The organism is Hydrogenophaga sp. 2FB (genome assembly GCF_005503365.1).
In the GTDB taxonomy this organism is placed as follows: Bacteria; Pseudomonadota; Gammaproteobacteria; order Burkholderiales; family Burkholderiaceae_C; genus Hydrogenophaga.
This window is the reverse complement of record NZ_SCML01000010.1, coordinates 80,001-100,318: the sequence shown is the minus strand read 5'-3', so window position 1 is coordinate 100,318 and position 20,318 is coordinate 80,001. Positions and strand designations below refer to the sequence as shown.

General features: G+C 68.0%; 17 protein-coding genes and 1 rRNA gene (1 of these 18 only partly in view). 3 read left to right on the top strand and 15 right to left on the bottom strand.

Features of this window, described 5'->3' with window-relative positions; all coding sequences use genetic code 11:
- Positions 1 to 8: 8 nt before the first annotated feature.
- A complete protein-coding gene (locus FFS09_RS08435; protein ID WP_137918414.1) occupies positions 9 to 692 on the bottom strand; it encodes a histidine phosphatase family protein in 684 nt (227 codons plus the stop codon).
- Positions 693 to 883: 191 nt separating this feature from the next.
- On the opposite strand from FFS09_RS08435, the gene FFS09_RS08430 reads away from it, so the two are divergent.
- Positions 884 to 3,187 (top strand): hybrid sensor histidine kinase/response regulator, encoded by a 2,304-nt coding sequence (locus FFS09_RS08430; RefSeq protein WP_171019923.1) that lies wholly within the window; start codon positions 884 to 886, stop codon positions 3,185 to 3,187.
- Between the two features lie 3 nt (positions 3,188 to 3,190).
- Here the strand turns inward: FFS09_RS08430 and FFS09_RS08425 are convergent, their stop codons facing one another.
- From FFS09_RS08425 to FFS09_RS08370, 12 genes are all read right to left on the bottom strand, one after another.
- Positions 3,191 to 4,702 (bottom strand): tripartite tricarboxylate transporter permease, encoded by a 1,512-nt coding sequence (locus FFS09_RS08425; RefSeq protein ID WP_137918412.1) that lies wholly within the window; start codon positions 4,700 to 4,702, stop codon positions 3,191 to 3,193.
- Positions 4,703 to 4,730: 28 nt separating this feature from the next.
- Positions 4,731 to 5,216 carry a tripartite tricarboxylate transporter TctB family protein gene (locus FFS09_RS08420; protein ID WP_137918411.1) on the bottom strand — a complete coding sequence of 162 codons (486 nt, stop codon included), beginning with the start codon at positions 5,214 to 5,216 and terminating at the stop codon, positions 4,731 to 4,733.
- A gap of 135 nt (positions 5,217 to 5,351) precedes the next feature.
- Positions 5,352 to 6,725, bottom strand: coding sequence for a sensor histidine kinase (locus tag FFS09_RS08415; protein ID WP_137918410.1), 1,374 nt, complete (start codon positions 6,723 to 6,725; stop codon positions 5,352 to 5,354).
- Positions 6,722 to 7,417, bottom strand: a complete 696-nt coding sequence (locus FFS09_RS08410) for a response regulator transcription factor (RefSeq protein ID WP_137918440.1) — start codon at positions 7,415 to 7,417, stop codon at positions 6,722 to 6,724. Before FFS09_RS08410 ends, FFS09_RS08415 begins: the two co-directional genes overlap by 4 nt.
- 100 nt (positions 7,418 to 7,517) lie before the next feature.
- A complete protein-coding gene (locus tag FFS09_RS08405; RefSeq protein ID WP_137918409.1) occupies positions 7,518 to 8,486 on the bottom strand; it encodes a threonine dehydratase in 969 nt (322 codons plus the stop codon).
- On the bottom strand, positions 8,483 to 9,181 hold the full coding sequence (locus FFS09_RS08400; protein WP_137918408.1) for a VOC family protein: 699 nt from the start codon (positions 9,179 to 9,181) through the stop codon (positions 8,483 to 8,485). The genes FFS09_RS08405 and FFS09_RS08400 overlap by 4 nt, the downstream gene beginning before the upstream one ends.
- Positions 9,174 to 9,644 (bottom strand): cupin domain-containing protein, encoded by a 471-nt coding sequence (locus tag FFS09_RS08395; protein ID WP_252374286.1) that lies wholly within the window; start codon positions 9,642 to 9,644, stop codon positions 9,174 to 9,176. The genes FFS09_RS08400 and FFS09_RS08395 overlap by 8 nt, the downstream gene beginning before the upstream one ends.
- A complete protein-coding gene (locus FFS09_RS08390) occupies positions 9,641 to 10,576 on the bottom strand; it encodes a PhzF family phenazine biosynthesis protein (protein ID WP_137918407.1) in 936 nt (311 codons plus the stop codon). Before FFS09_RS08390 ends, FFS09_RS08395 begins: the two co-directional genes overlap by 4 nt.
- 16 nt (positions 10,577 to 10,592) lie before the next feature.
- Positions 10,593 to 11,207: a glutathione S-transferase family protein gene (locus FFS09_RS08385; RefSeq protein WP_137918406.1), complete on the bottom strand. Its 615-nt coding sequence runs from the start codon at positions 11,205 to 11,207 to the stop codon at positions 10,593 to 10,595.
- 2 nt (positions 11,208 to 11,209) lie between these two features.
- Entirely contained in the window at positions 11,210 to 12,424 is a 1,215-nt protein-coding gene (locus tag FFS09_RS08380) for an aminotransferase-like domain-containing protein (RefSeq protein WP_137918405.1), read from the bottom strand.
- Positions 12,425 to 12,436: 12 nt separating this feature from the next.
- A complete protein-coding gene (locus FFS09_RS08375; protein WP_137918404.1) occupies positions 12,437 to 13,387 on the bottom strand; it encodes a DMT family transporter in 951 nt (316 codons plus the stop codon).
- Entirely contained in the window at positions 13,384 to 13,998 is a 615-nt protein-coding gene (locus tag FFS09_RS08370; protein WP_137918403.1) for a LysE family translocator, read from the bottom strand. Before FFS09_RS08370 ends, FFS09_RS08375 begins: the two co-directional genes overlap by 4 nt.
- A 143-nt stretch (positions 13,999 to 14,141) precedes the next feature.
- Between FFS09_RS08370 and FFS09_RS08365 the strand changes: the two genes are divergently transcribed.
- Positions 14,142 to 15,554, top strand: coding sequence for an aminotransferase-like domain-containing protein (locus tag FFS09_RS08365; protein WP_137918402.1), 1,413 nt, complete (start codon positions 14,142 to 14,144; stop codon positions 15,552 to 15,554).
- A gap of 11 nt (positions 15,555 to 15,565) precedes the next feature.
- Here FFS09_RS08365 and FFS09_RS08360 read toward each other — a convergent pair whose 3' ends face one another.
- Together FFS09_RS08360 and abc-f are read right to left on the bottom strand one after the other, a co-directional pair.
- Positions 15,566 to 17,773, bottom strand: a complete 2,208-nt coding sequence (locus FFS09_RS08360) for an ATP-binding protein (RefSeq protein ID WP_137918401.1) — start codon at positions 17,771 to 17,773, stop codon at positions 15,566 to 15,568.
- 54 nt (positions 17,774 to 17,827) lie between these two features.
- A complete protein-coding gene (gene abc-f, locus FFS09_RS08355) occupies positions 17,828 to 19,732 on the bottom strand; it encodes a ribosomal protection-like ABC-F family protein (protein WP_137918400.1) in 1,905 nt (634 codons plus the stop codon).
- A gap of 513 nt (positions 19,733 to 20,245) precedes the next feature.
- Here abc-f and FFS09_RS08350 point away from each other — a divergent pair.
- A 16S ribosomal RNA gene (locus FFS09_RS08350) occupies positions 20,246 to 20,318 on the top strand; it runs 1,456 nt beyond the window's last position.

Genomic DNA, 20,318 nt, shown 5'->3' with positions numbered 1-20,318 from the left:
CTCCAGGTTCACGCGTACGTCAACCAGTCCTTGAACTCGTGGCCGTCCAGGTGCGGCAGCGTGTTGTAGGTCAGCAGCGTGTGGCGCTTCGGGGTGAACTGAAACTCCGTCACCGCGCTGTTGCGGATGCGCAGGTTCAACTCGATCGTCGCCTCCGGGCTCAAGCCCAGCACATGGCCCACGGCGGTGGCGATCGGGCCGCCGCTGGAGACCAGCAGCACGTTCTGCCCATGGTGGTTCGCACGCACATGGTCCAGTGCATCCCTCACGCCGCGCACGAATTCGTTGTAGCTCGGCATGCCTTGCGGGCTGACCGTGCCGGCCATCCACTGCGTGAGGCCGTCGCGCAGCAGCCGGAAGTGCTGGCGGTAGAGCTCGGGCGCCTCGGCCGCCGAGCGGGGCTTGGGCAGCGGGTTCGGGTGGATGGAGCGGATCACCGCTTCGCTGTCGTACTCGTTGAGCCCCGGCCGCACCAGCGGCTGGTGCGACAGGCCCGCGCCGTCGGCAATGCCGGCCCAGGTTTGTGTGTGGCGGCGCAGCGCTCCGGTGATCGAGGCGTCAAACACGATGCCGCGCGCCGCCCAGTACCGGCCCAACTGCACGCTCTGGCGTTGGCCCATGTCGCTGAGGCAGTCGTAGTCGTCCGCGCCAAACGACGCTTGGCCGTGGCGCACAAGATAAAGCGTTCCCATGGGCGGCATTCTCTGGCCATGCCGGGGCCGCGCTTTGTCCCGACAGCGACTGCATCCGCCCGGGCAGTCACCGAGGTGTCTTTGCGCGCCCCCGGTCCGGGGAAATCCCGCCGCTTTGCCATGCTTTTTCCGCGCTACCGGCCGAAAGCGCTGTGCTTCAATGGCCGCCATGCTTGCCCACGATGTCGCCCATGCTGTTTGACACGCCCACCTTGCTGGCCATGCGCCTGGGCGTTGACGTGCTCATCGCGCTGGCCTTCCTGGGGCTGTCGCGGCGCTACCCCCACATCGGCGGGCCGGGCTGGTGGACGCTGGCGGCGCTGTTGTCGATCGCGGGCTCGTTCGGCCTGTGGCTGCGCAGCGACCCGCCGGACCTGTTCTTCGGCGGCCTGGGCAATGCCGCGCTGACCATCAGCCCCGTGTTTGCGTGGATGGGGCTGCGCAGCCACCTCCAGCTGCAGTGCAACGTGGAGCGGGTGGTGACGGCCGCGCTCGCCATTGTGGTGTTGCACCTGGCCTTCATCGGTGTCTGGGACCTGCCCCAGGTGCGCCAGGGCCTGATGGCGTTCACGGCGCTGTCCGTGATGGTGCTGGCGTTTCGCGACATGGTGCGGGCCGATCCGCAGCAGCGCGTGCCCGAGCTGCAGGCGCTCAAGCTGCTGACCGTGGCGGAATTTTTCGCCCTGCTGCTGTTTGCGGTGGCGGCACCCGTGATGGGCATGCCGCTGGCGCACGTCATGCCGGTGACGCTGTTTTTCTTCTTGCTCGCCGGGCTGCTGCGCGTGGTGCTGTTTGGCGCACTCGTGGCGTACCGGCTGCGCCTGGAGGCCGATCGGGCGCGCCAGGATCTGCTGGTGCGCGAGGCCGATTCGCGCGCGCTGATCGACAACCTCAGCGCCGGCGTGGTGGTGTACCGGCCCGACCACACGGTCAGCCGCGTCAACAGCGCGGCGCGCCGCTTCTTCGGTCTGAGCCCGGAAGAGGCCGGCTTCGCGCTGCCCGACGGGCTGGGCACGCAGATGCTGCGCGAAGATGGCCAGGCCATGCGCCGCCACGACCTGCCATTCGAGCGCGTGCTGGCCACGGGCATGCCGGTGAAGAACGTGGTGATCGGTGTGCCGGTGTTCGCGGGCGACGACGATGGAGACGTGCACTGGGCCTTGTGCAATGGCTACGCCGAGAACGACGCCCAGGGCGGGCTGCGCCATGTGGTACTCAGCTTCATCGACATCACCTCGCTCAAGACCGCGCAGAGCAAACAGAAAGCCTTGCAGGCGCAGCTGGCGCAGTCGCAGAAGATGGAAGCGCTGGGCACGCTGGCCGGTGGCGTGGCGCACGACTTCAACAACATCCTGGCCGCGATCCTGGGCAACGCCGACCTCGCGCGGCAGGACATGGCCCCCAAGGCGCCGGCGCGCGAGAGCCTGCACGAGATCAGCACCGCCGCGCGCCGTGGGCGTGAGCTGGTGCGGCAGATTCTGGCTTTCAGCCGCCAGCAGCCGGCGGAGCGCGTGCGCGTCGACGTGAGCGCCATCGTGGTCGAGACCTGGAGCCTGATGCGCTCGGCCGTGCCGTCGCAGGTGCAGCTGCTGCACGAGTGCCATCCGGACACCCCGGCCATCCTGGCCGACCCCACGCAGCTGGGCCAGGTGCTGATCAACCTGGGGACCAACGCGGTGCATGCCCTGGGCGGGCGCGAAGGCCGCGTGGAGTGCCTGCTTGACGGCTTGCCCGGCAACGACTCGCGCCTGCCGGTCGAGGTGGCCAAGGCCTGCGCCGAGGCGGGCGTGGGCGCGGTGCGCCTGGAGGTGACCGACACCGGTTGCGGCATGCCCGAGGAGGTGCGCAGCCGCATCTTCGACCCCTTCTTCACCACCAAGGCCGTGGGTCAGGGCACCGGCCTGGGGCTGCCCGTGGTGCTGGGCATCGTGCAGGTGCACGGCGGCGCGATCGAGGTGCGCAGCCAACCGGGGCAGGGCACGACCTTCACCCTGTACTTCCCGGCGGCCGCCGGCGGCGCGCTTGCGCCGGTCTCCGATCCCGTCACAATGGCTGTTCGTGCGCCACAAGACGCCATGGCGCACACATCGGAGAACCCATCCATGGCCGACGCCCCGCCCGCGGATCAACGCCACATCCTGTACCTGGACGACGACGACACGCTCGTGTTCCTCGTGCGCCGCCTGCTGGAGCGAAAGGGTTACCGCGTGACGGCGTTCACCGACCAGCGCGAGGCGGTGAAAGCGGTGAGCGAGGCGCCGCACAGCTTTCACCTCGTGCTCACCGACTTCAACATGCCCGGCATGTCGGGCCTGGACGTGGCGCGCGCCGTGCTCGCGCTCAACCCGCAGTTGCCGGTGGCCGTGGCCTCGGGCTACATCACCGACGAACTGCAGGTCGAGGCCAAGGCCGCGGGCGTGCGCGAGGTGGTGTTCAAGACCGACGCGGTCGAAGCGTTCTGCGACGTGGTGGCGCGCCTGGTCAAGAAGGACTGAAGCTCACTCCTCCACGAAGGCTTCTTCGCGCTTGGCCTTGATGGAGGGCAGGAGCACGACGATCAGCAGCGCCGCGGCGATGGCCAAGAGGCTGGCCGACAGCGGCCGCGTGACCAGCACGCTCCAGTCGCCGCGCGAGATCAGCAGCGCGCGGCGCAGATACTCTTCCATCATCGGCCCCAGGATCAGGCCCAGCAGAAGCGGCGCGGGCTCGCACTTGAGTTTGTGGAACAGGTAGCCGATGACGCCGAAGATCGCGACCATCCAGATCTCGAAGGTGTTGTTGTTCTCCGAGTACACGCCCACGGCGCAGAACAGCACGATGGCCGGGAACAGCCACTTGTAGGGGATCGTCAGCAGCTTGATCCACATCCCGATCAGCGGCAGGTTCAAAATGATCAGCATCGCGTTGCCGATCCACATGGAGGCGATCAGGCCCCAGAACAGTTCCGGGTTGCTGGTCATGACCTGCGGGCCGGGCTGGATGTTGTGGATCGTCATCGCGCCCACCATCAGTGCCATCACCGCGTTGGGCGGAATGCCCAGCGTGAGCAGCGGAATGAACGAGGTCTGCGCGCCCGCGTTGTTGGCCGACTCGGGGCCCGCCACGCCGCGGATGTTGCCCTGGCCGAACGGCACTTCGCCTTGCTTGAGCTTGATCTTCTTCTCGATCGTGTACGAGGCGAAGGCCGACATCAGCGCACCGCCACCGGGCAGGATGCCCAGCGCCGAACCCAGCGCCGTGCCGCGCAGGACGGCCGGCAGCATGTGCTTGAAGTCTTCCTTGGTGGGCATCAGGCCCTTGACCTTGGCGGTGAACACTTCGCGCTGGTCCGACGGCGTGGCCAGATTGGCGATGATTTCGCCGTAGCCGAACACACCCATCGCGATCGCGATGAAGCTGATGCCGTCGGTGAGTTCCGGGATGTTGAAGCTGAAGCGCGCCACACCCGAGTTCACGTCGGTGCCGACCAGGCCGAAGGCCAGGCCGACCAGGATCATGGTGACCGCCTTGAGCAGCGAGCCCGAGGCCAGCACCACCGCGCCGATGAGGCCCAGCACCATGAGCGAGAAGTACTCGGCCGGTCCGAAGCTCAGCGCCACTTCGGTCAGGGGCGGCGCGAAGGCGGCGAGGATCAGCGTGCCGGCGCAGCCGGCGAAGAACGAGCCCAGCCCGGCCGCGGCCAGGGCGGGCCCGGCCCTTCCCTTGCGCGCCATCTGGTAGCCGTCGATCACGGTGACCACCGAGGACGCTTCGCCCGGCAGGTTGACCAGGATGGCGGTGGTGGAGCCGCCGTACTGCGCGCCGTAGTAGATGCCGGCCAGCATGATCAGCGCGGCCACGGGGGGCAGCCCGTACGTGGCGGGCAGCAGCATGGCGATGGTGGCGACCGGGCCGATGCCGGGCAGCACGCCGATCAAGGTGCCCAGCAGGCAGCCGACGAAGGCGTAGACGAGGTTCTGCGCCGTGAAGGCGACGCCGAAACCGATCGAGAGGTTGGTGATCAGGTCCATGGGTTTTTTCTGGTCGTTGTCTGGAATGTCAGCCGATGAAGGCGGGCCAGATCGGGAAGTTCAGCTTGAGCGCGAGTTCGAAGGCGACGTAGCTGCCGATCGCCAGGATGGTGGCGAGCACGAACACTTCCTTGAACTTGAACTGGTCGCCCGCCAGGCTGGCGACGAAGGTGAGCGCATAGATCGCGACGATCAGGCCCATGTGGGGGATGCCCCAGCTGGGCAGTCCCACCAGCAGCGCGCCAAAGACCAGGTTGGCGCCGATGATGAAGATCAGCGGGCGCCACGCGATGCGGCCGATCGGGTCGCCGTCCACCGTGTCGACCATCAAGGCCTTGAGGGTGATGGCCACGCCCATGATGGCGATCAGCACGCCCACCACGAGCGGGAAATAGCCCGGGCCCATGCGGGCGCCCGTGCCCACGTTGTAGGTCATGGCGCCCCATGCGAAGGCCACGCCGAACGCACTGAACAGCACGCCCGAGTAGAAGTCTCTCTGACTCTTGATTCTCACCGTCATCTCCTGAAACTGTGTTGTTCGCCGGGCGCAGGACATGGCTCGGCGAAGCCAGGGATCGTAGGGAGAGGGGGCGTGCGCGTGTGTGACCAAAACATTGCCGTTTGGCAATGTGGCCAGGGGCCGATCGCGTCAGCGGTGGGGTTGCGGCAGCTCGATGATGGCGCGCAGGCCGGGCGCCGCATTCTCGAAACGCAGGTGGCCGCCGTGCAGGGCGGCCACGGCCTGCACGCTGGCCAGGCCGAGGCCATGGCCGGGCGTGTCGTCGCGGTTCAAGCGGTGAAAGCGCGTGCCCAGGCGCGCCAGATCGTGCTCGGGCACGCCGGGTCCGTTGTCCTGCACGGTGAGCCGTACGCCTTCGGGCGTCTCTTGCGTGCCGACGTGGACCACCGCGCCGGGGCCGGCGTACTTGAGCGCGTTGTCGAGCAGGTTCGCGATGGCGCCGGCCAGCAGATCGCGGTCCCCGGGCAGGCGCACGGTGTCGTCCGGCTCGCGCAACAGCACGGCGCCTTGTTCTTCGGCGACGGCCTCGTAGAGTTCCAGCACGTCGGTGGCGATCACGTCGAGCGACACCGGCGTGAAGCTGCGCCGCCGCGCGCCCGCTTCGGCCTCGGCGATTCGCAGCAGTTTCTCGAACACCAGCGTCAGCTCCTCGATCTCGCGGATGGCCCCGGCGATGGCCTCGCGCCGCAGCGCCGGGTCGGTGTCGGCATCTTCGGCGTTGCGCAGGCGCACGAGGATGCGCGTGAGCGGCGTGCGCAGGTTGTGGGCGATGGTGTTCGAGACGTGGCGCACGCCATCCATCAGCGACTCGATGCGGTCGAGCATGGCGTTGATCTCGCGGTTGAGCAGCGCGAACTCGTCGTCTTCGCCCGACTCCGCCACGCGTTCCTGCAACTCGCCGCCGGTGGCGATGCGGGTGGCCGTGAGGCGCACCGCGCCCACGCTGCGCTCGAGCTCCTGGCGGAACACGAAGGTGCCGCCGATCAGCAGCAGCACCGCGACGATGCCGGCCGCCGCGCTTGCGCTGGCCACGAGCGATTCGATCATGGCCTGGTCGCGCAGATCCTGCCCGACCACCAGCACACCGCCATCGGGCAGCGCCTGCGTGACCAGGTAGGCCTCCACGCCGCGGCCGTCACGCCACACGCGCCGTTGCGTCGCGCCGTGGCTGGCGACGGTGTCGGGCGCCTGGTCGAGGTTGCCGGCGAGCGGACGGCCTTCGCGGTCGAGCAACAGGTAGATTTCGCTGTCGGAGTTGTGGCCATCGGCCAGCGCGCGCGTGATGGCCGCACCCGCTGCGTCGGTGCCGCTCTCGTTCGCGGTGGCCAGTAACTGCTGCGCGGTCAGTGCCACCTGCCGCGCCATGCGCTGCTGCAGCACGCCCACCGTCTGCAGGTAGACGATGCCCAGCGCGGCCAGCATGGTGATCGCGACCAGAAAACCGTAGTAGAACGCGAGCCGGAAACCGACCGAGCGCCAGAGCCGGCGCAGCGTGTGCATCATGCGGCGCCGTTGTCGTCCAACGCGATGCGGTAGCCGATGCCGCGAACGGTATGGATCAATGGAGGGCCGCCGCCCGCGTCGAGCTTGCCGCGCAGCCGGCTGACCTGCACGTCGATCACGTTGGTCTGCGGGTCGAACTGGTAGTCCCACACGGCTTCGAGCAGCATGGTGCGCGTGAGCACCTGGCCGGGGTGGCTCATGAGGTAGGCGAGCAGGCGGAACTCGCGCGGCTGCAGCGCGATCGGCCGGCCGCCGCGTTCGACGTGGCGGCTTGCGAGGTCGAGCCTGAGGTCGGCGACCTCCAGCGTGCGGATTTCAGGGCCGGGGCGCGAGCGCCGCACCAGCGCCTCGGCCCGCGCGGCGAGCTCGGAGAAGGCGAAGGGCTTGGTCAGGTAGTCGTCGCCGCCGGCCTTGAGGCCGCGCACGCGTTCGTCGAGCGCGCTCAAGGCGCTGAGCACCAGCACGGGGGTCTTCTTGCCCAGGCCACGCAGGGTCGAGAGGATGGACAGGCCGTCGACCTCGTTGGGCAGCATGCGGTCGAGGATGATCAGGTCCCACTGCTCGCTGACGGCGCGGCCGAGTGCCTCCATGCCGTCGCGGCAGATCACGACCACGTGGCCGAGCGCGCGAAAACCGCTGGCGATGTAGCGCGCGTTGTCGGCGTCGTCTTCCACCACCAGGCAGCGCCACATCACGGTGGCTTCCATCAGGCGGGGGTCCTTTTTTGCAGATCGGTCATGCGCCGCATTATCAATGCGTGTCGTGCACGCACGCGGCGCGCACCACCGCGGGTCACCCCCCGGCCAGCACGGCAGCCACGACGCTGCTGTCGACGTTGCCGCCGCTGAGCGTCGTGCCCACCACCGCACCTTTGTGCGCATCGCGCTCCTGCCACGCGGCCGCGAAACTCGCCGCACCCGCGCCTTCGGCGACGTTGTGCGTGTCGGCGAACAGCATGCGCATGGCCTGCGCCACTTCGTCGTCGCTCACCTGCACGATGCGGTCCAGATTCGCCGCCATGACATCGAGCGCTTCGGCGTCGGCCACACGACAGGCCATGCCGTCGGCCAGCACCGTGGTGACCGGTGCCGCCACCACACGGCCCGCGGCCAGCGAATCGGCATACGTGGTGGCATGCGCGCTGACCACGCCGACGATGCGCACACGGTGGCGCAGCGCGAGCTTGGCCGCGATCGCCGAGCAGGCGCCCGAGCCCTGGCCGATCGGCACGTAGACCACATCCAGCGTCGGTACCGCGCGAAAGTATTCCCACCAGCAGGTGCTCACGCCACGCACCAGGTCGGCGTGGTAGCTCGGCACCATGTGCGCGCCGCGCGCCTCGGCGAGTTGCATGGCGTGCTCGCGGCTTTCCTGAAAATCGCTGCCGTGTTCGATCAGCGTGACACCGAGCGTGCGCATGGCCGCGTTTTTCTCCACCGAGTTGCCGCGCGGCACGACGATGGTGCAGGCCACGCCATGCGCGCGCGCGGCCAGGCCGATGCTCTGGCCATGGTTGCCGCGCGTGGCGCTGATCACTTCGCGCGGCAACTCGCCGCGTTGCCGCAGCTGGTCGAAATAGGTCAGGCCGCCGCGCACCTTGAAGGCGCCCACGGGCGTGTGGTTCTCGTGCTTGACCCAGCAGTCGGTGCCCAGGCGCGCGCTCAGCGTGGCCCAGCGGTACTGCGGCGTGGGCGCGAATGCGCGGTAGACCACCTGGGCCGCGGCTTCGATGTCGTGCAGGGTGGGCAGGGCGTGGTTCATGGCGGCGAGAGCAGCGTCACGCGGCCCTGTGTCGGGGTGTCGAGTTCGGCGGTGAGCCCGGCGGGGCCATCGCACACGCTCGGCCCGTCGTCCAGTTCCAGCGCCTGCAGGGCCGCGCGCAGGCCGGCCGCGCCGGCATGGTGCAGCCGCAGGCGGCGCAGCGACACGCCGCTGTCGGGCATGTGCGCGGTGGGGTGGGTGCCGACCCACTGGATCAGCGTGGGCATCGCGCCGTTGTACAGGCGCTGGCCATCGTCGCGCACGCTGATGTGCCATTGCAGCAGGCCCTGCGGCGTCTGGCGCGAGGCGCTCACCACCGGCCCGCGCTGGATGCCGATGGCCTGCAGTGCCGCCACCGCGTTGCCGATGTGCGGCACGCTCGCCACCCAGTGCACCAGTTGCGGCCCGTGTTGCGCGAGCCGCGCGTGCATGGCCGGGTCGTCCAGGTCGAACCAGCGGCGCTGGTGGGCCGCGCGCGTGGGCGTGGCCTTGGGGTCGATGGCGATGATTTCGAGGTAGGCTGCGGGCGAGCCGCTGCCGCCGAGCTTGAGCAGGCGGTTGTGTGTGCCGAACAGCGGGTGCTGACCGCCCGGGCCGGGCGTCACACCCAGCGTGGCCTCGCACCACGCCACGCCGTCGTCCAGCGTGCGCGCGGCGACCACCAGGTGGTCGATGCGGGGGCGGGTGTCAGCCATAGGGTGTGCCGTCCTTGTGGGCAAAGCGCCACTGGCCATCGGTGCTGACCGCCTGCAGGTCGTCGTCGGGGTAGGTCGCTGCGTCGCCCGCCGTGCGGTCGCCGACTTCGAGGTACACCACCTCTTCGTCAGTGTCGTTGACCAGGCGGTGGGCGTTGCCATCGCCGGCCGGGAAGCCCGCGCAATCGCCCGGCGCAAGCGGGGTCAAGCCCTCGTCGGTGTGCAGCGTCGGGTGGCCTTGCAGGATGTAGATGAACTCGTCCTGCTGGCTGTGCGCGTGGCGCAGGGCGGACACCGCGCCGGGCGCCAGGCGCGTGAGGTTGACGCCGAAGTTGCTCAGGCCGAACAGGTCGCCCAGCGGGTGCTTGTGCCGCCCCGCCATGCGCGACGCAAAAGGCTCCGGGTAGTTGGAGGGCTTGGTGCGCGGCGGCGTCTGGGCCGCGGCGAGGGCCACGGGTTTCACAGCGCCACCTGCCCGTCGATGCAGGTGACCGATGCGCCACCGATCCAGATCGTGCCGTCGGCATCGCGCTCGACGTGCACACGCCCGGCGCGCGCCATGGCCGTGCCCTGCGCGGCCACATAGTTCGTTGGCGCCAGGCCCGCGCCCATGAGCCACTGCGCCACGGCGGCGTTGAGGCTGCCGGTGACCGGGTCTTCGGCCAGCGTCTGGTTGCCGGGGAAGAAGGCGCGCACTTCAAACGCGGTGTCCGCGCCGGCCGGGTGCGGGCCGACCAGGCCGATGTCCAGCCCCGCCAGCACCTGCGCATCGGGCCGCACCGCGAGCACCTGCTCGGCCGAGCGCAGCATCACACCGCGCCAGGTCGGGCCGTTGTCGCACCAGGCGTGCGCCACGATGTCCTCGCGCGCCAGGCCGAGGCCGCGTGCGATCAGTGCGACGTCGGCTTCGTCGAGCGGGCCACTGCGGCGCAGCGGCGGGGCGGCGAACGCCAGCAGATGGCCCCCACGCTCCACCGCTTCGCGGGTCGCTGCCCCCCGAGGGGGCTGATCCGGCTTGGGGCGGCCCGGCGCCGGATCGTCGCCCATGCGCCGGATGCGCACCAGGCCCACGCCGCATTCCTGCACCACGTGCTGTTCGGCGCGCGCCTGTCCGCCCGCTTGCAGCCAGGCGTGGCAACTGCCCAGGGTGGGGTGTCCGGCGAAAGGCAGTTCGCGGCCCGGGCAGAAGATGCGCACGCGGTAGTCGGCGCCGGCCGCGCGGCCTTCGTCGGTGGGCGGCAGCAGGAAGGTGCATTCCGAGAGGTTGGTCCAGTCGGTGAAGCGTTGCATGGCCGCGGTGTCCAGGCCGCTGCCGTCGAGCACCACACCCAGCGGGTTGCCGAAGTAGGGCGTGTCGGTGAAGACATCGACTTGCTTGAAGGGACGTTGGGCCATGGGTCTGCTCCGGGGTTCAGGACAAAGGCTGGTCGAGCACGCCACGGCTCGCGGGCAGCGCGAGCCAACCCGCGTACCAGCGCTCGAGGTGCGGCCACGCCGGGCGCGGCTGCGGCAGGCCCCACCAGCGGTGCACTTCGCAGGCGATGGGAATGTCGGCCATGCCGAGTGTGTCGCCAGCCATGAAAGGCTGGCGCGAGAGGTGGTCGTCGAGCAGGGCGAAGAGCGGCTCGGTGGCGGCCACCGATTGCGCGATCACGGCGGCATTGCGCTGCTCGGCGGGCGTGCGAAACCACTGCTTGAAGCCGGGACTGCCGGCGGGGTTGAGCGTGGTCTGCTGCCAGTCCATCCAGCGTTCGGCGTCGAAGCGTTGCTGCAGATCTTCAGGGTAAAGGCGGTCCACCTTTGCACACAGGTAGCGCACGATGGCGTTCGATTCCCAGAGCGTGAAGTCACCGTCCCGCAGCAAGGGCACCAGGCCATTGGGGTTCCGCGCGCGGTAGTCGGGCGTGTCCACCACGCCGTAGGCCAGGCCCGCGTCGGTGCGCGGCAGGTCGATGCCCAGCACCTGCGCGCACAGCACGACCTTGCGCACGTTGATCGAACTCAGACGGCCCCACAAGTGCAGCACGCTCAGTTCCCTTGTTGTTCGCGGATGGCCAGGGCCAGCGCAGCGATGCCGATGCGGATCTGCTCCACGCTGGCGGTGACGAAGCTCAGGCGCATAGTGCGTTCATCGGGCGCATCGGCAAAAAACGCGGCGCCCGGCACGAAGGCCACACCCTTGTCCACCGCGCGCGGCAGCAGCTCGACCGCGTTCATGCCCTCGGGCAGGCGCAGCCAGAGGAACATGCCGCCATCGGGCGAATTCCACTGCACGTCCAGACCGGCCATGTCCTGCGCCAGGCAGGCGAGCATGGCCGCGCACTGGCTCTTGTACAGCGCGCGAATGGTCGGCACGTGGCGGTCCAGGAAGCCGTCCTTGATCACCTCGGCCACCATGCGCTGGTTGAAGCCGGGGCTGTGCAGGTCGGCGGCCTGCTTGGCCTGCAGCAGCTTGGGGTAGACCGACGGGGGCGCGACGATGAAGCCCAGCCGCAAGCCCGGCGCGAGCACCTTGGAGAACGAGCCCAGGTAGATGCAGCCTTCGGGGTTGCGCGCGCTCAGCGGCAGCGGCGGCGGCTGGTCGAACCACAGGTCGCCGTAGGGGTTGTCTTCCACGATCGGCAGACCCAGCGCGGCCGCGCTGGCCACCAGCGCGGCGCGGCGGGCTTCGCTCATGCTGCGGCCGGTCGGGTTCTGGAAGTTGGGCAGCACATAGAGGAAACGCGCGCGGTCCGCGCCGCTGCCCACGCGGCGCTCGAGATCGGCCACGTCGATGCCCTCGTCGTCGCTGGCCACGGCTTCGATATGCGGTTCCATCGGCGTGAAGGCCTGCAAGGCACCCAGGTAGGTGGGCGTTTCCACGAGCACGCGGCTGTCGGTGTCGATCAGCACCTTGGCCACGAGGTCCAGCCCTTGCTGGCTGCCGGTGGTGATGAGCACCTGTGCCGGGTCCACCGCCCAGGGAAGTTGCGCGGCAACCGCTTCGCGCAGCGGCGCATAACCTTCGCTGGCGGCGTACTGCAGCGCGGCCTGGCCGTCTTCGCGAAGCACCTTGGCGCAGGCGTCGGCGAAGGCAGTCACGGGGAAGGTCTTGGGCGAGGGCAGGCCGCCGGCAAAACTGATGATGCCGGGCTTCTCGGTGACCTTGAGGATCTCGCGGATCACCGAGGGGTTCATGCGCTCGGCGCGGCGGGCCAGGGTCCAGGGGGTGGAGGTCGGGTTGGGCAGGTCGTTGGGTTTCATGAAAATCTCTGTTCAATGTGTTTCGACGCGGTGGGCGGCGGCATGCACGGGCATTTTCTTGCCTATGAAGACGGTGGCGATCACCGCAACGGCAAATCCCAGTGTGACAGCGTCGAGCCGTTCACCCAACAGGGGAACCGCGAACATCATGCCCAGAAAGGGCTGCACCAGCTGCACCTGGCTCACGCGCACCGTGCCGCCCAGCGCCAGGCCGCGGTACCAGGCAAAGAAGCCGATCCACATCGAGAACACCGCGGTGTAGGCGAAGCCCCACCAGGCCGAGGCCTGCAGCGCCGCCTGCGGGCGCGTGACGAAGGCCAGCGGCAGCGTGATCGGCAGGGCGATCACCAGCGCCCAGCAGATCACGTGTTCGGCGCGCATGCGCTGCGACATCCGGGCGCCGTACGCGTAGCCGATGGCGGCGCACAACATCGCGGCAAGCAGCAGCGCGTCGGCCGGGTGCAGCGTGAGGCCCGCGCGGCCCGAGCGCAGCACCGCGAAGCCCACCACCATGGCGCTGCCCAGGGCCGCGCACAGCCAGAAGCCAGTGGACGGCCGCTGGCGGTGCAGCAACGCGGCCACCGCGGCGGTGGCCAGCGGCAGCACGCCCACGATCACGCTGGCGTGCACGGCCTCCACGTAGCGCATGGCCACCGAGGTGAACAGCGGAAAACCGAACACCACGCCGGCGGACGTGATGGCCAAGGGCAGCAGGTCTTCGCGGCGCGGCCAAGGTGCGTGCGTGGCGAGCAGGAACACCACGGAGAGCGCGGCCGCGACCACCGCGCGGCCCAGTGCGACGAACACGCCCGACATCTGCGGCGCGTCGACCGTGCCCACGGCCAGCCGCGTCATGGGCAGCGTGAGCGCAAAGAGGGTCACGCCGAGCAGGCCGAGCAACAGGCCTTTGTTGGCGGGGCGGTCCAGCCAGCGGGGCGTTGGCAGCGTGTGTGCGGTGTTCATACGGTCAGCATCCACAGAGCGGTGGCCACGAGCACGATGGCCAGCACGCGGTTGAACCAGCGCAGGCGCGCGCCTTGCGAGAGCCACTGCCGCAGCAGCGAGCCGGTCAGCGCATAGGCGAAGTTGCTGGTGAAGGCGAAGAGCACCATCACGGCGCAGACGATGGCCAGGCGCTCGCCGGGGTTCGGCGCGGGCTGGCCAGCGGCGTTGACCACCCAGCCCGCGCTCAGCGTGAGCGCCAGCATCCAGGCCTTGATGTTGAGGAATTGCAAACCCACGCCCTGCGCGAAGCTGACGTCGAGCCGCGCGGGGTCCACCTCGGACAACCGCGCCGCGCTCACCAGCTTCCAGGCCAGCCACAGCATGTAGGCCACGCCCAGCAGCTTTACGCCCCAGCGCAGCACCGGCACGTCCAGCACCAGCGCGCCCAGGCCGAGCCCGCAGACGAGCATGAGCAGCGTCCAGCCGGTGGGCACCGCGAAGCAAAAGCGCAGGGCGCGTCGCAGACCCAGGTTCGCCGCCAGGGCCGTGGCCAGTGTGTTGTTCGGCCCGGGCGAGAAACTCATCGCGGTGCAGAACAGCAGCAGTGCGGTCAGCTCGGTGGCGCTCATGGTGGCTGTGTGGGTGGCTTGTCAATGCGGGATATTCAATGTAGTCTCCTGCGCCAATACACAGCCAATACAGTTGGCCAGCGCAGTTGTGAAACTGTATTGCTTGCCGTGACAGTACAGACCGGCCTGGAAGGGCGCCCGCCATGTTGATGAAGACCCCCACGCAGTCCCTGACCGAGCAGCTCGCGGCGCGGTTTGCCGACCGCATCCGCAGCCGCCTGCTGGCGCCGGGCGCGCGCCTGCCGTCCGTGCGCCAGTGCGCCGAGCAGCACAGCGTGAGCCCGTCGACCGTGGTGGCGGCGTACGACCAGTTGCTTGCCCAAGGCCTGGTGCACGCGCGCAAGAACCGCGGCTTTTTCGTGCGCGAAATGGCGACCCGGGGCGATGGCGTGGCGTCCGCCGATGGCCCCAAGCCGGTCTCACGCGCTGGCGCCGCGCCGGTGAACGCCGCGGCGCTGATGCGGGGCATGTTCCACAAGGTCAACAACAAGCCGCACCCCGGTATGGGGGTGTTCCCGCCCGACTGGCTCGAATCCACCTTCATGCCGGCCGCGGTGCGCAAGGTCACCAACACGCGCGCGCTGCAGGACTTTTCGCTCCAGTACGGCGAGCCGCTGGGCGATCCGGGTTTGCGCCGTGTGCTGGCGCAGCGGCTTGCCGCGCTCAACGTGCACACCGACCCCGACCACATCATCACCACCATCGGCGCCACCCACGCGCTGGACATCGTGAGCCGCACTTTGTTGCGCGCGGGCGATCCGGTGATGGTGGAGGAGCCCGGTTGGGCAGTGGAGTTCGCACGGCTGGCCGCGCTGGGCATGCGCATCCTGCCGGTGCCGCGCCGTGCCGACGGCCCCGACCTGGAGGTGATGGCGAGGTACTGCGAGGTGCACAAACCCAAGCTGTACGTGAGTGTGAGCGTGTTCCACAACCCCACCGGCTACTGCCTCTCGCCCGGCAGCGCGCACCGCCTGCTGCAACTGGCCAACCAGCACAACTTCCACATCGTCGAGGATGACACCTACAGCCACATCGCGCCCGAACACGCCACGCGCCTGACCGCGCTCGATGGCCTGCAGCGCACCATCTACGTCAGCGGGTTCGCCAAGATCCTGGCGCCCAACTGGCGCATCGGTTACCTGGCCGCACCGCCGTCGCTGGTGGAGCCGCTGCTCGAAACCAAGCTGCTGAGCACACTGACCACGCCCGCGCTGCTGGAGAAGGCGCTAACGCTGTGCATCGAGCAAGGGCAACTGCGCCGCCACGCCGAGCGCATCCGCACGCGCCTGGACGTGGCGCGCGCGCGCAGCGTGAAGCTGGCGCTGGCGGCGGGCTGCACCTTTGCGGCCGAGCCGGTCGGGCTGTTTGGCTGGGTGGACACCGGCGTGGACACCGACGCACTGGCCCAGCGCATGCTGGACGAGGGTTACCTCATTGCCCCCGGTGCGCTGTTCCATGCCGCGCGCGTGCCCAGCACGCTGATGCGCATCAACTTCACGACCACGCAGGACGCTGCGTTCTGGCGCTTGTTCGCGCGCTTGAAGGCGCAGGCCTGAAAGGCCCGGACTTAGCGGCGCGAGTCGAACAGGTCGCGTGCCTGTGCGTCCAGCACCTCGGCCAGGACCAGATCGATCAGGCGGGCCTCGGCCTGCAGGAGGGGCAGTGCACGAGAGAACAGGTTCCAGTCGCCCGCCCGCGCGGCCAACTCCAGGCCCTTGGCCAGGCGCGCGCCACGTTCGGCCGTCATGCTGCCCAGCGAACCCTTGAGGCCGTGCGCATGGGCCACGGCCGCTGCACTGTCGCGCTCGACGAGTGCGCGGCGCATGTGAAGCTGGCGTGACGCGAGGTCGGCGCGCATCGCCTGCGCGAGCTGCCCCAGCGTCTCTTCATCGCCATCGAGCCGGCGCAGCAGCTTCTCGATGTCCATGGGATCCTGGCGCGCCACGGGCTGATCGGGGCTCGCCGCGACCGCGGCCGCAGGTGCGGGTGGCGGCGCAGCGGTAACGACGGGCGTCGGCGCGCTGTTGTCGTTCTCGTGCAGCACACGGTCCATTTCGTGGATGAGCGCCTGCGGACTCACCGGCTTGGCGGTGTAGCCATCCATGCCCGCCGCGAGGCAGGCCGCGCGGTCGCCCGGCATGGCATTGGCCGTGACCGCCACGATCGGTGTGCGCGGCAATTTGCGCCGGGTTTCGATGCTGCGGATCTCCTGCGTCGCCTGCAGGCCGCTCATGCCAGGCATCTGCACGTCCATCAAGACCAGGTCGATGCCGCCCTGTTCCCATTGCGCCACCGCATGCACACCGCCGCGCGCCACGCGCACCGTGCAGCCCAGGCGCAGCAGCAACTGCCGCATCATCAGTTCGTTGACCGGGTGGTCCTCGGCCAGCAGCACCACCAGGCCCACGTAGCGCGATCCCGCCTGTGCGACCTCCATCAGCTCGGCCGACGCGCTCTGAGGGCCGTTGTCCAGCGTGGGCACTTCGCGCAGAGGCAGGGTGAGCGTGAAGGTGCTGCCCAGGCCGGGCTCGCTTTGCAGCGCAATGCCTCCGCCCATCAGGTCCGCGAGCCGCGCGCAGATGGCCAGGCCAATGCCGCTGCCGCCGTGCGCGCGCGTGGTGGAGGCGTCTGCCTGCGTGAACGCTTCGAAGATGGCGGCCTGCTGGTGGCGCGCGATGCCCTCGCCCGTGTCCCGCACCTGCACCTCCAGTTGGTACAGCCCATCACCCTGCGGGTGCGCCGCGCTGGCCTTGACGTCGACCCGGCCACCTGCGGGGGTGAACTTAACGGCATTGGAGAGCAACTGGTTCATCACCTGGCGCAAACGCGCCGCGTCGCCCATCACCCACTGCGGCAACGCCGGCGAAAGATCGACGCGCACATCCAGCGGCTTGGCGCGCGCCAGCTCGGCATGGTCCGACACGACCTGCTCCAGCACCTGGTGCAGGTCGAAGCGCAGGTTCTCGATGTCGAGCTTGCCGGCCTCGATGCGCGAGAGATCGAGGATGTCGTTGAGCAGTTGCGCCAGCGCGTGGGCCGACGTGTCCATGAGGGCGATCCACTGGGCCTGCTCGGCGTTGAGCGGCGAGTCGGTCAGCATGCGCGTCAGGCCCATGAGCGCGTTCAACGGCGTGCGCACCTCGTGGCTGACATTGGCCAGGAATTCGCTTTTGGCGCGGCTGGCCTGCGCCGCCAGTTCGCGGGCGCGCGAACTGTCTTGCTCGATGCGCTTGCGCTCGCGGATATCGACCACCGTGCCCATGAACCGCAGCGGCCGGCCTTGCTGATCGTGCTCGGCGACCATGCCGTGGGTCTCCACCCAGATCCAGCCCTCGGCCGCACGCACCCGGTGCTGCACCACGGAGCGCTGGCTGCGCCCCTCCATCAGCGCCAGCATCTCCGCGCGCAGGGATTCCATGTCTTCCGGGTGGACGCGTTCGTGCAGGGCCGACACCGCCCAATAACCATCCGCGGACATGTCGCCCAGCAGCTCACCCCAGCGTGCCGTCAGAAAAACCTCAGATGCGGGGGGCTGCCAGTCCCACAGCGCCAGTCCAGCCGCATCCACGGCCAGATGCAAGCGATCGCGGGCTTCGTCCAGCGCCTCTTCGGCCAGCGAGCGGCTGTTGGATTCGCGGTGCGCCGCCTCGCGCAAACGATCGATCTCCCGGTTCTGGTGCTCCACCTCGCCCGCCAGCTTCTGCGTGCGCTCGCGCTCCAGCTGGAGTTCGTCGAGCGTTCGTTGCAGGTCAAAAGCAAGACGATCGGGCGTCATGGGTGTGTGTGAAGAGAGGAGAGGAGGGGTCGCGGGGCGCGTCAGGACATGCGGTCAGGCTCCACCAAGCGCTTCCCAGCGTTCCAGAGCCAGCAGCCATTCTTCTTCCACTTCGGCATGTCTGGCGCCAAGTTGAGCGGCGCGTGCGGGATCGCTCTGAAAAAGATAGCCATCTTCGAGCTCCTTGTCGATTTTTGCCTGTTCGCTTTCCAGGGCTGCCATCCGTTGGGGCAGCGCATCGAATTCGCGTTGCTCCTTGTAGCTGAGTTTCTTCTTGTTGGCGCTCTGCTGGGAGGCAATGCCGGAAGACGGGGAGGCGGTTGGCTTGGCTGCAGGGGCGGGTGTGGCCATGTCGCGCTCGCGTTGAAGGGCCGTTGCCCGCGCCGACTGTGTGAGCCAGTCCTGCACGTCGCCCACGTACTCGCGCCAGCGCCCTTCGCCTTCGAACACCAGGGTGCTGGTCACCACGTTGTCCAGAAAGCGCCGATCGTGGCTCACCAGGAACACCGTGCCTTCATATTGCTGGAGCAGATCTTCCAGCAGCTCCAGGGTGTCGATGTCCAGATCGTTGGTCGGTTCGTCCAGCACCAGCACGTTGGCCGGGCGCGCAAACAGACGCGCCAGCAGCAGGCGGTTGCGCTCGCCACCCGAGAGCGTGCGCACGGGCGCATTGGCCCGGGCGGGGGAAAACAGGAAGTCGCTGAGATAGCTCTTCACATGCGTGCGCTTGTTGCCGATCTCGATCCATTCGCTGCCCGGGCTGATGAAATCCTCCAGCGTTGCATCCAGATTGAGCTGGTCGCGCATCTGGTCGAAATAGGCGACGCTGATCTTGCTGCCCTGGCGCACAGTGCCGCTAGTGGGCACCAACTCTCCCAGAATGATCTTGAGCAATGTGGTCTTGCCAGCGCCGTTGGGGCCGATCAGTCCGATCTTGTCGCCGCGAAGAATGGTTGCCGAAAAATCGCGAACCACCGTGCGCAAACCACCGTCTGCCGTGGTGAACGACTGCGTTACTTTCTCCAGTTCCGCCACGATCTTGCCGCTGGACTGGCCGCTGGCCACATCCAGCTTCACGCTGCCCAGCGCATCGCGCCGGCTGGCCCGTTGCTCGCGCAGGCGTTCCAGGCGCGTGATACGCCCCTGGGCGCGGGTGCGCCGCGCCTCCACACCCTTGCGGATCCACACTTCTTCCTGCGCCAGCAACTTGTCTGCCCGCGCATTGATCACCGCCTCCTGTGTCGCCTGCTCTTCTTTCAACACCAGGTATTGCGCGAAGTTGCCCGGATAGCTCAGCAGCCGCCCGCGGTCCAGCTCCACCATGCGCGTTGCGACGCGGTCCAGAAAAGCGCGGTCATGGCTGATGGCGATCACGCTGCCCCTGTACTCCAGCAACAGATCTTCCAGCCAGGTGATGCTGTCGAGGTCCAGGTGGTTGGTGGGCTCGTCGAGCAGCAGCACATCCGGGCGGCTCACCAGCGCCTGGGCCAGCGCCACGCGCTTCTTGTTGCCGCCCGAAAGCGTGCCCACCTGCAGTTGGCCATCCAGGTGAAGGCGGTGCAGGGTCTCGTCCACACGCTGCTCCCAGTTCCAGGCGTCCAAGGCCTCGATGCGCCCCTGCAGGAGATCCAGGTCCAGCCCGTCCGCGCCACTCAGATAGAGGTCACGCGCGGCCCGCGCATCTGCGAGTCCGACACTGGCCGCCTCAAACACGGTGGACTCCAGATCCAGCATAGGTTCTTGCGGCACATAGGCGATGCGAACGCCCGTCTGTACCTGCAGCGTGCCGTCATCCGGCTTCTCCAGCGACGCAAGAATCTTCAGTAGCGACGACTTGCCCGTCCCGTTGCGCCCGATAAGCCCGACGCGCTCCTGCGCCTCCAGCGCGAAATCCGTATGGTCAAGCAACGCCACATGACCAAAGGCCAGTTGTGCGTCCTGCAGAGTGATGAGAGCCATGAAAAACCCGAGTCAATAGTGCCCTGATTATCCCTGGGGCAACGGGCCCCTATATATAGAGGGCAGACAGCGCGGCTCTCGGCGTGGCTGGCGGCCGCGGCGCTGGTTGCTGCAAGAGAAGTTTTTTCGAGGACTTTGACGAGAGCTCAAAAACTGTCGTATACTGCAAGGCTTCGCTGCTCACAAACAAGTCGCAAGACAAGAAGGTGGGTAGCGAGGGGAAATGCCAGATTGAGGCGCTTCAAAAAGAAAACAAAATTTGATTCTTTTTGACAGACGGCCAAAAACTGTGTCATAATACGAGGCTCAGCTGATCGCAGCTAAGCAAGCAGACGAAGACGACGAAGGTTGTTGAGTTTGCTGGATCATTAAAAATATACAGCCGATAAGCGTGGGCGTTTGAAGGCGATTGCCAATTGGATTCGAAAGAATCCGAGTCGCAAGACTTTAAACGCTCATGAGAATAGAAGTGAAGTTCACTTCAATTCCGTTTTTATGAGTAATTTCAAGATCGAACTAAAGAGTTTGATCCTGGCTCAGATTGAACGCTGGCGGCATGCTTTACACATGCAAGTCGAACGGTAAC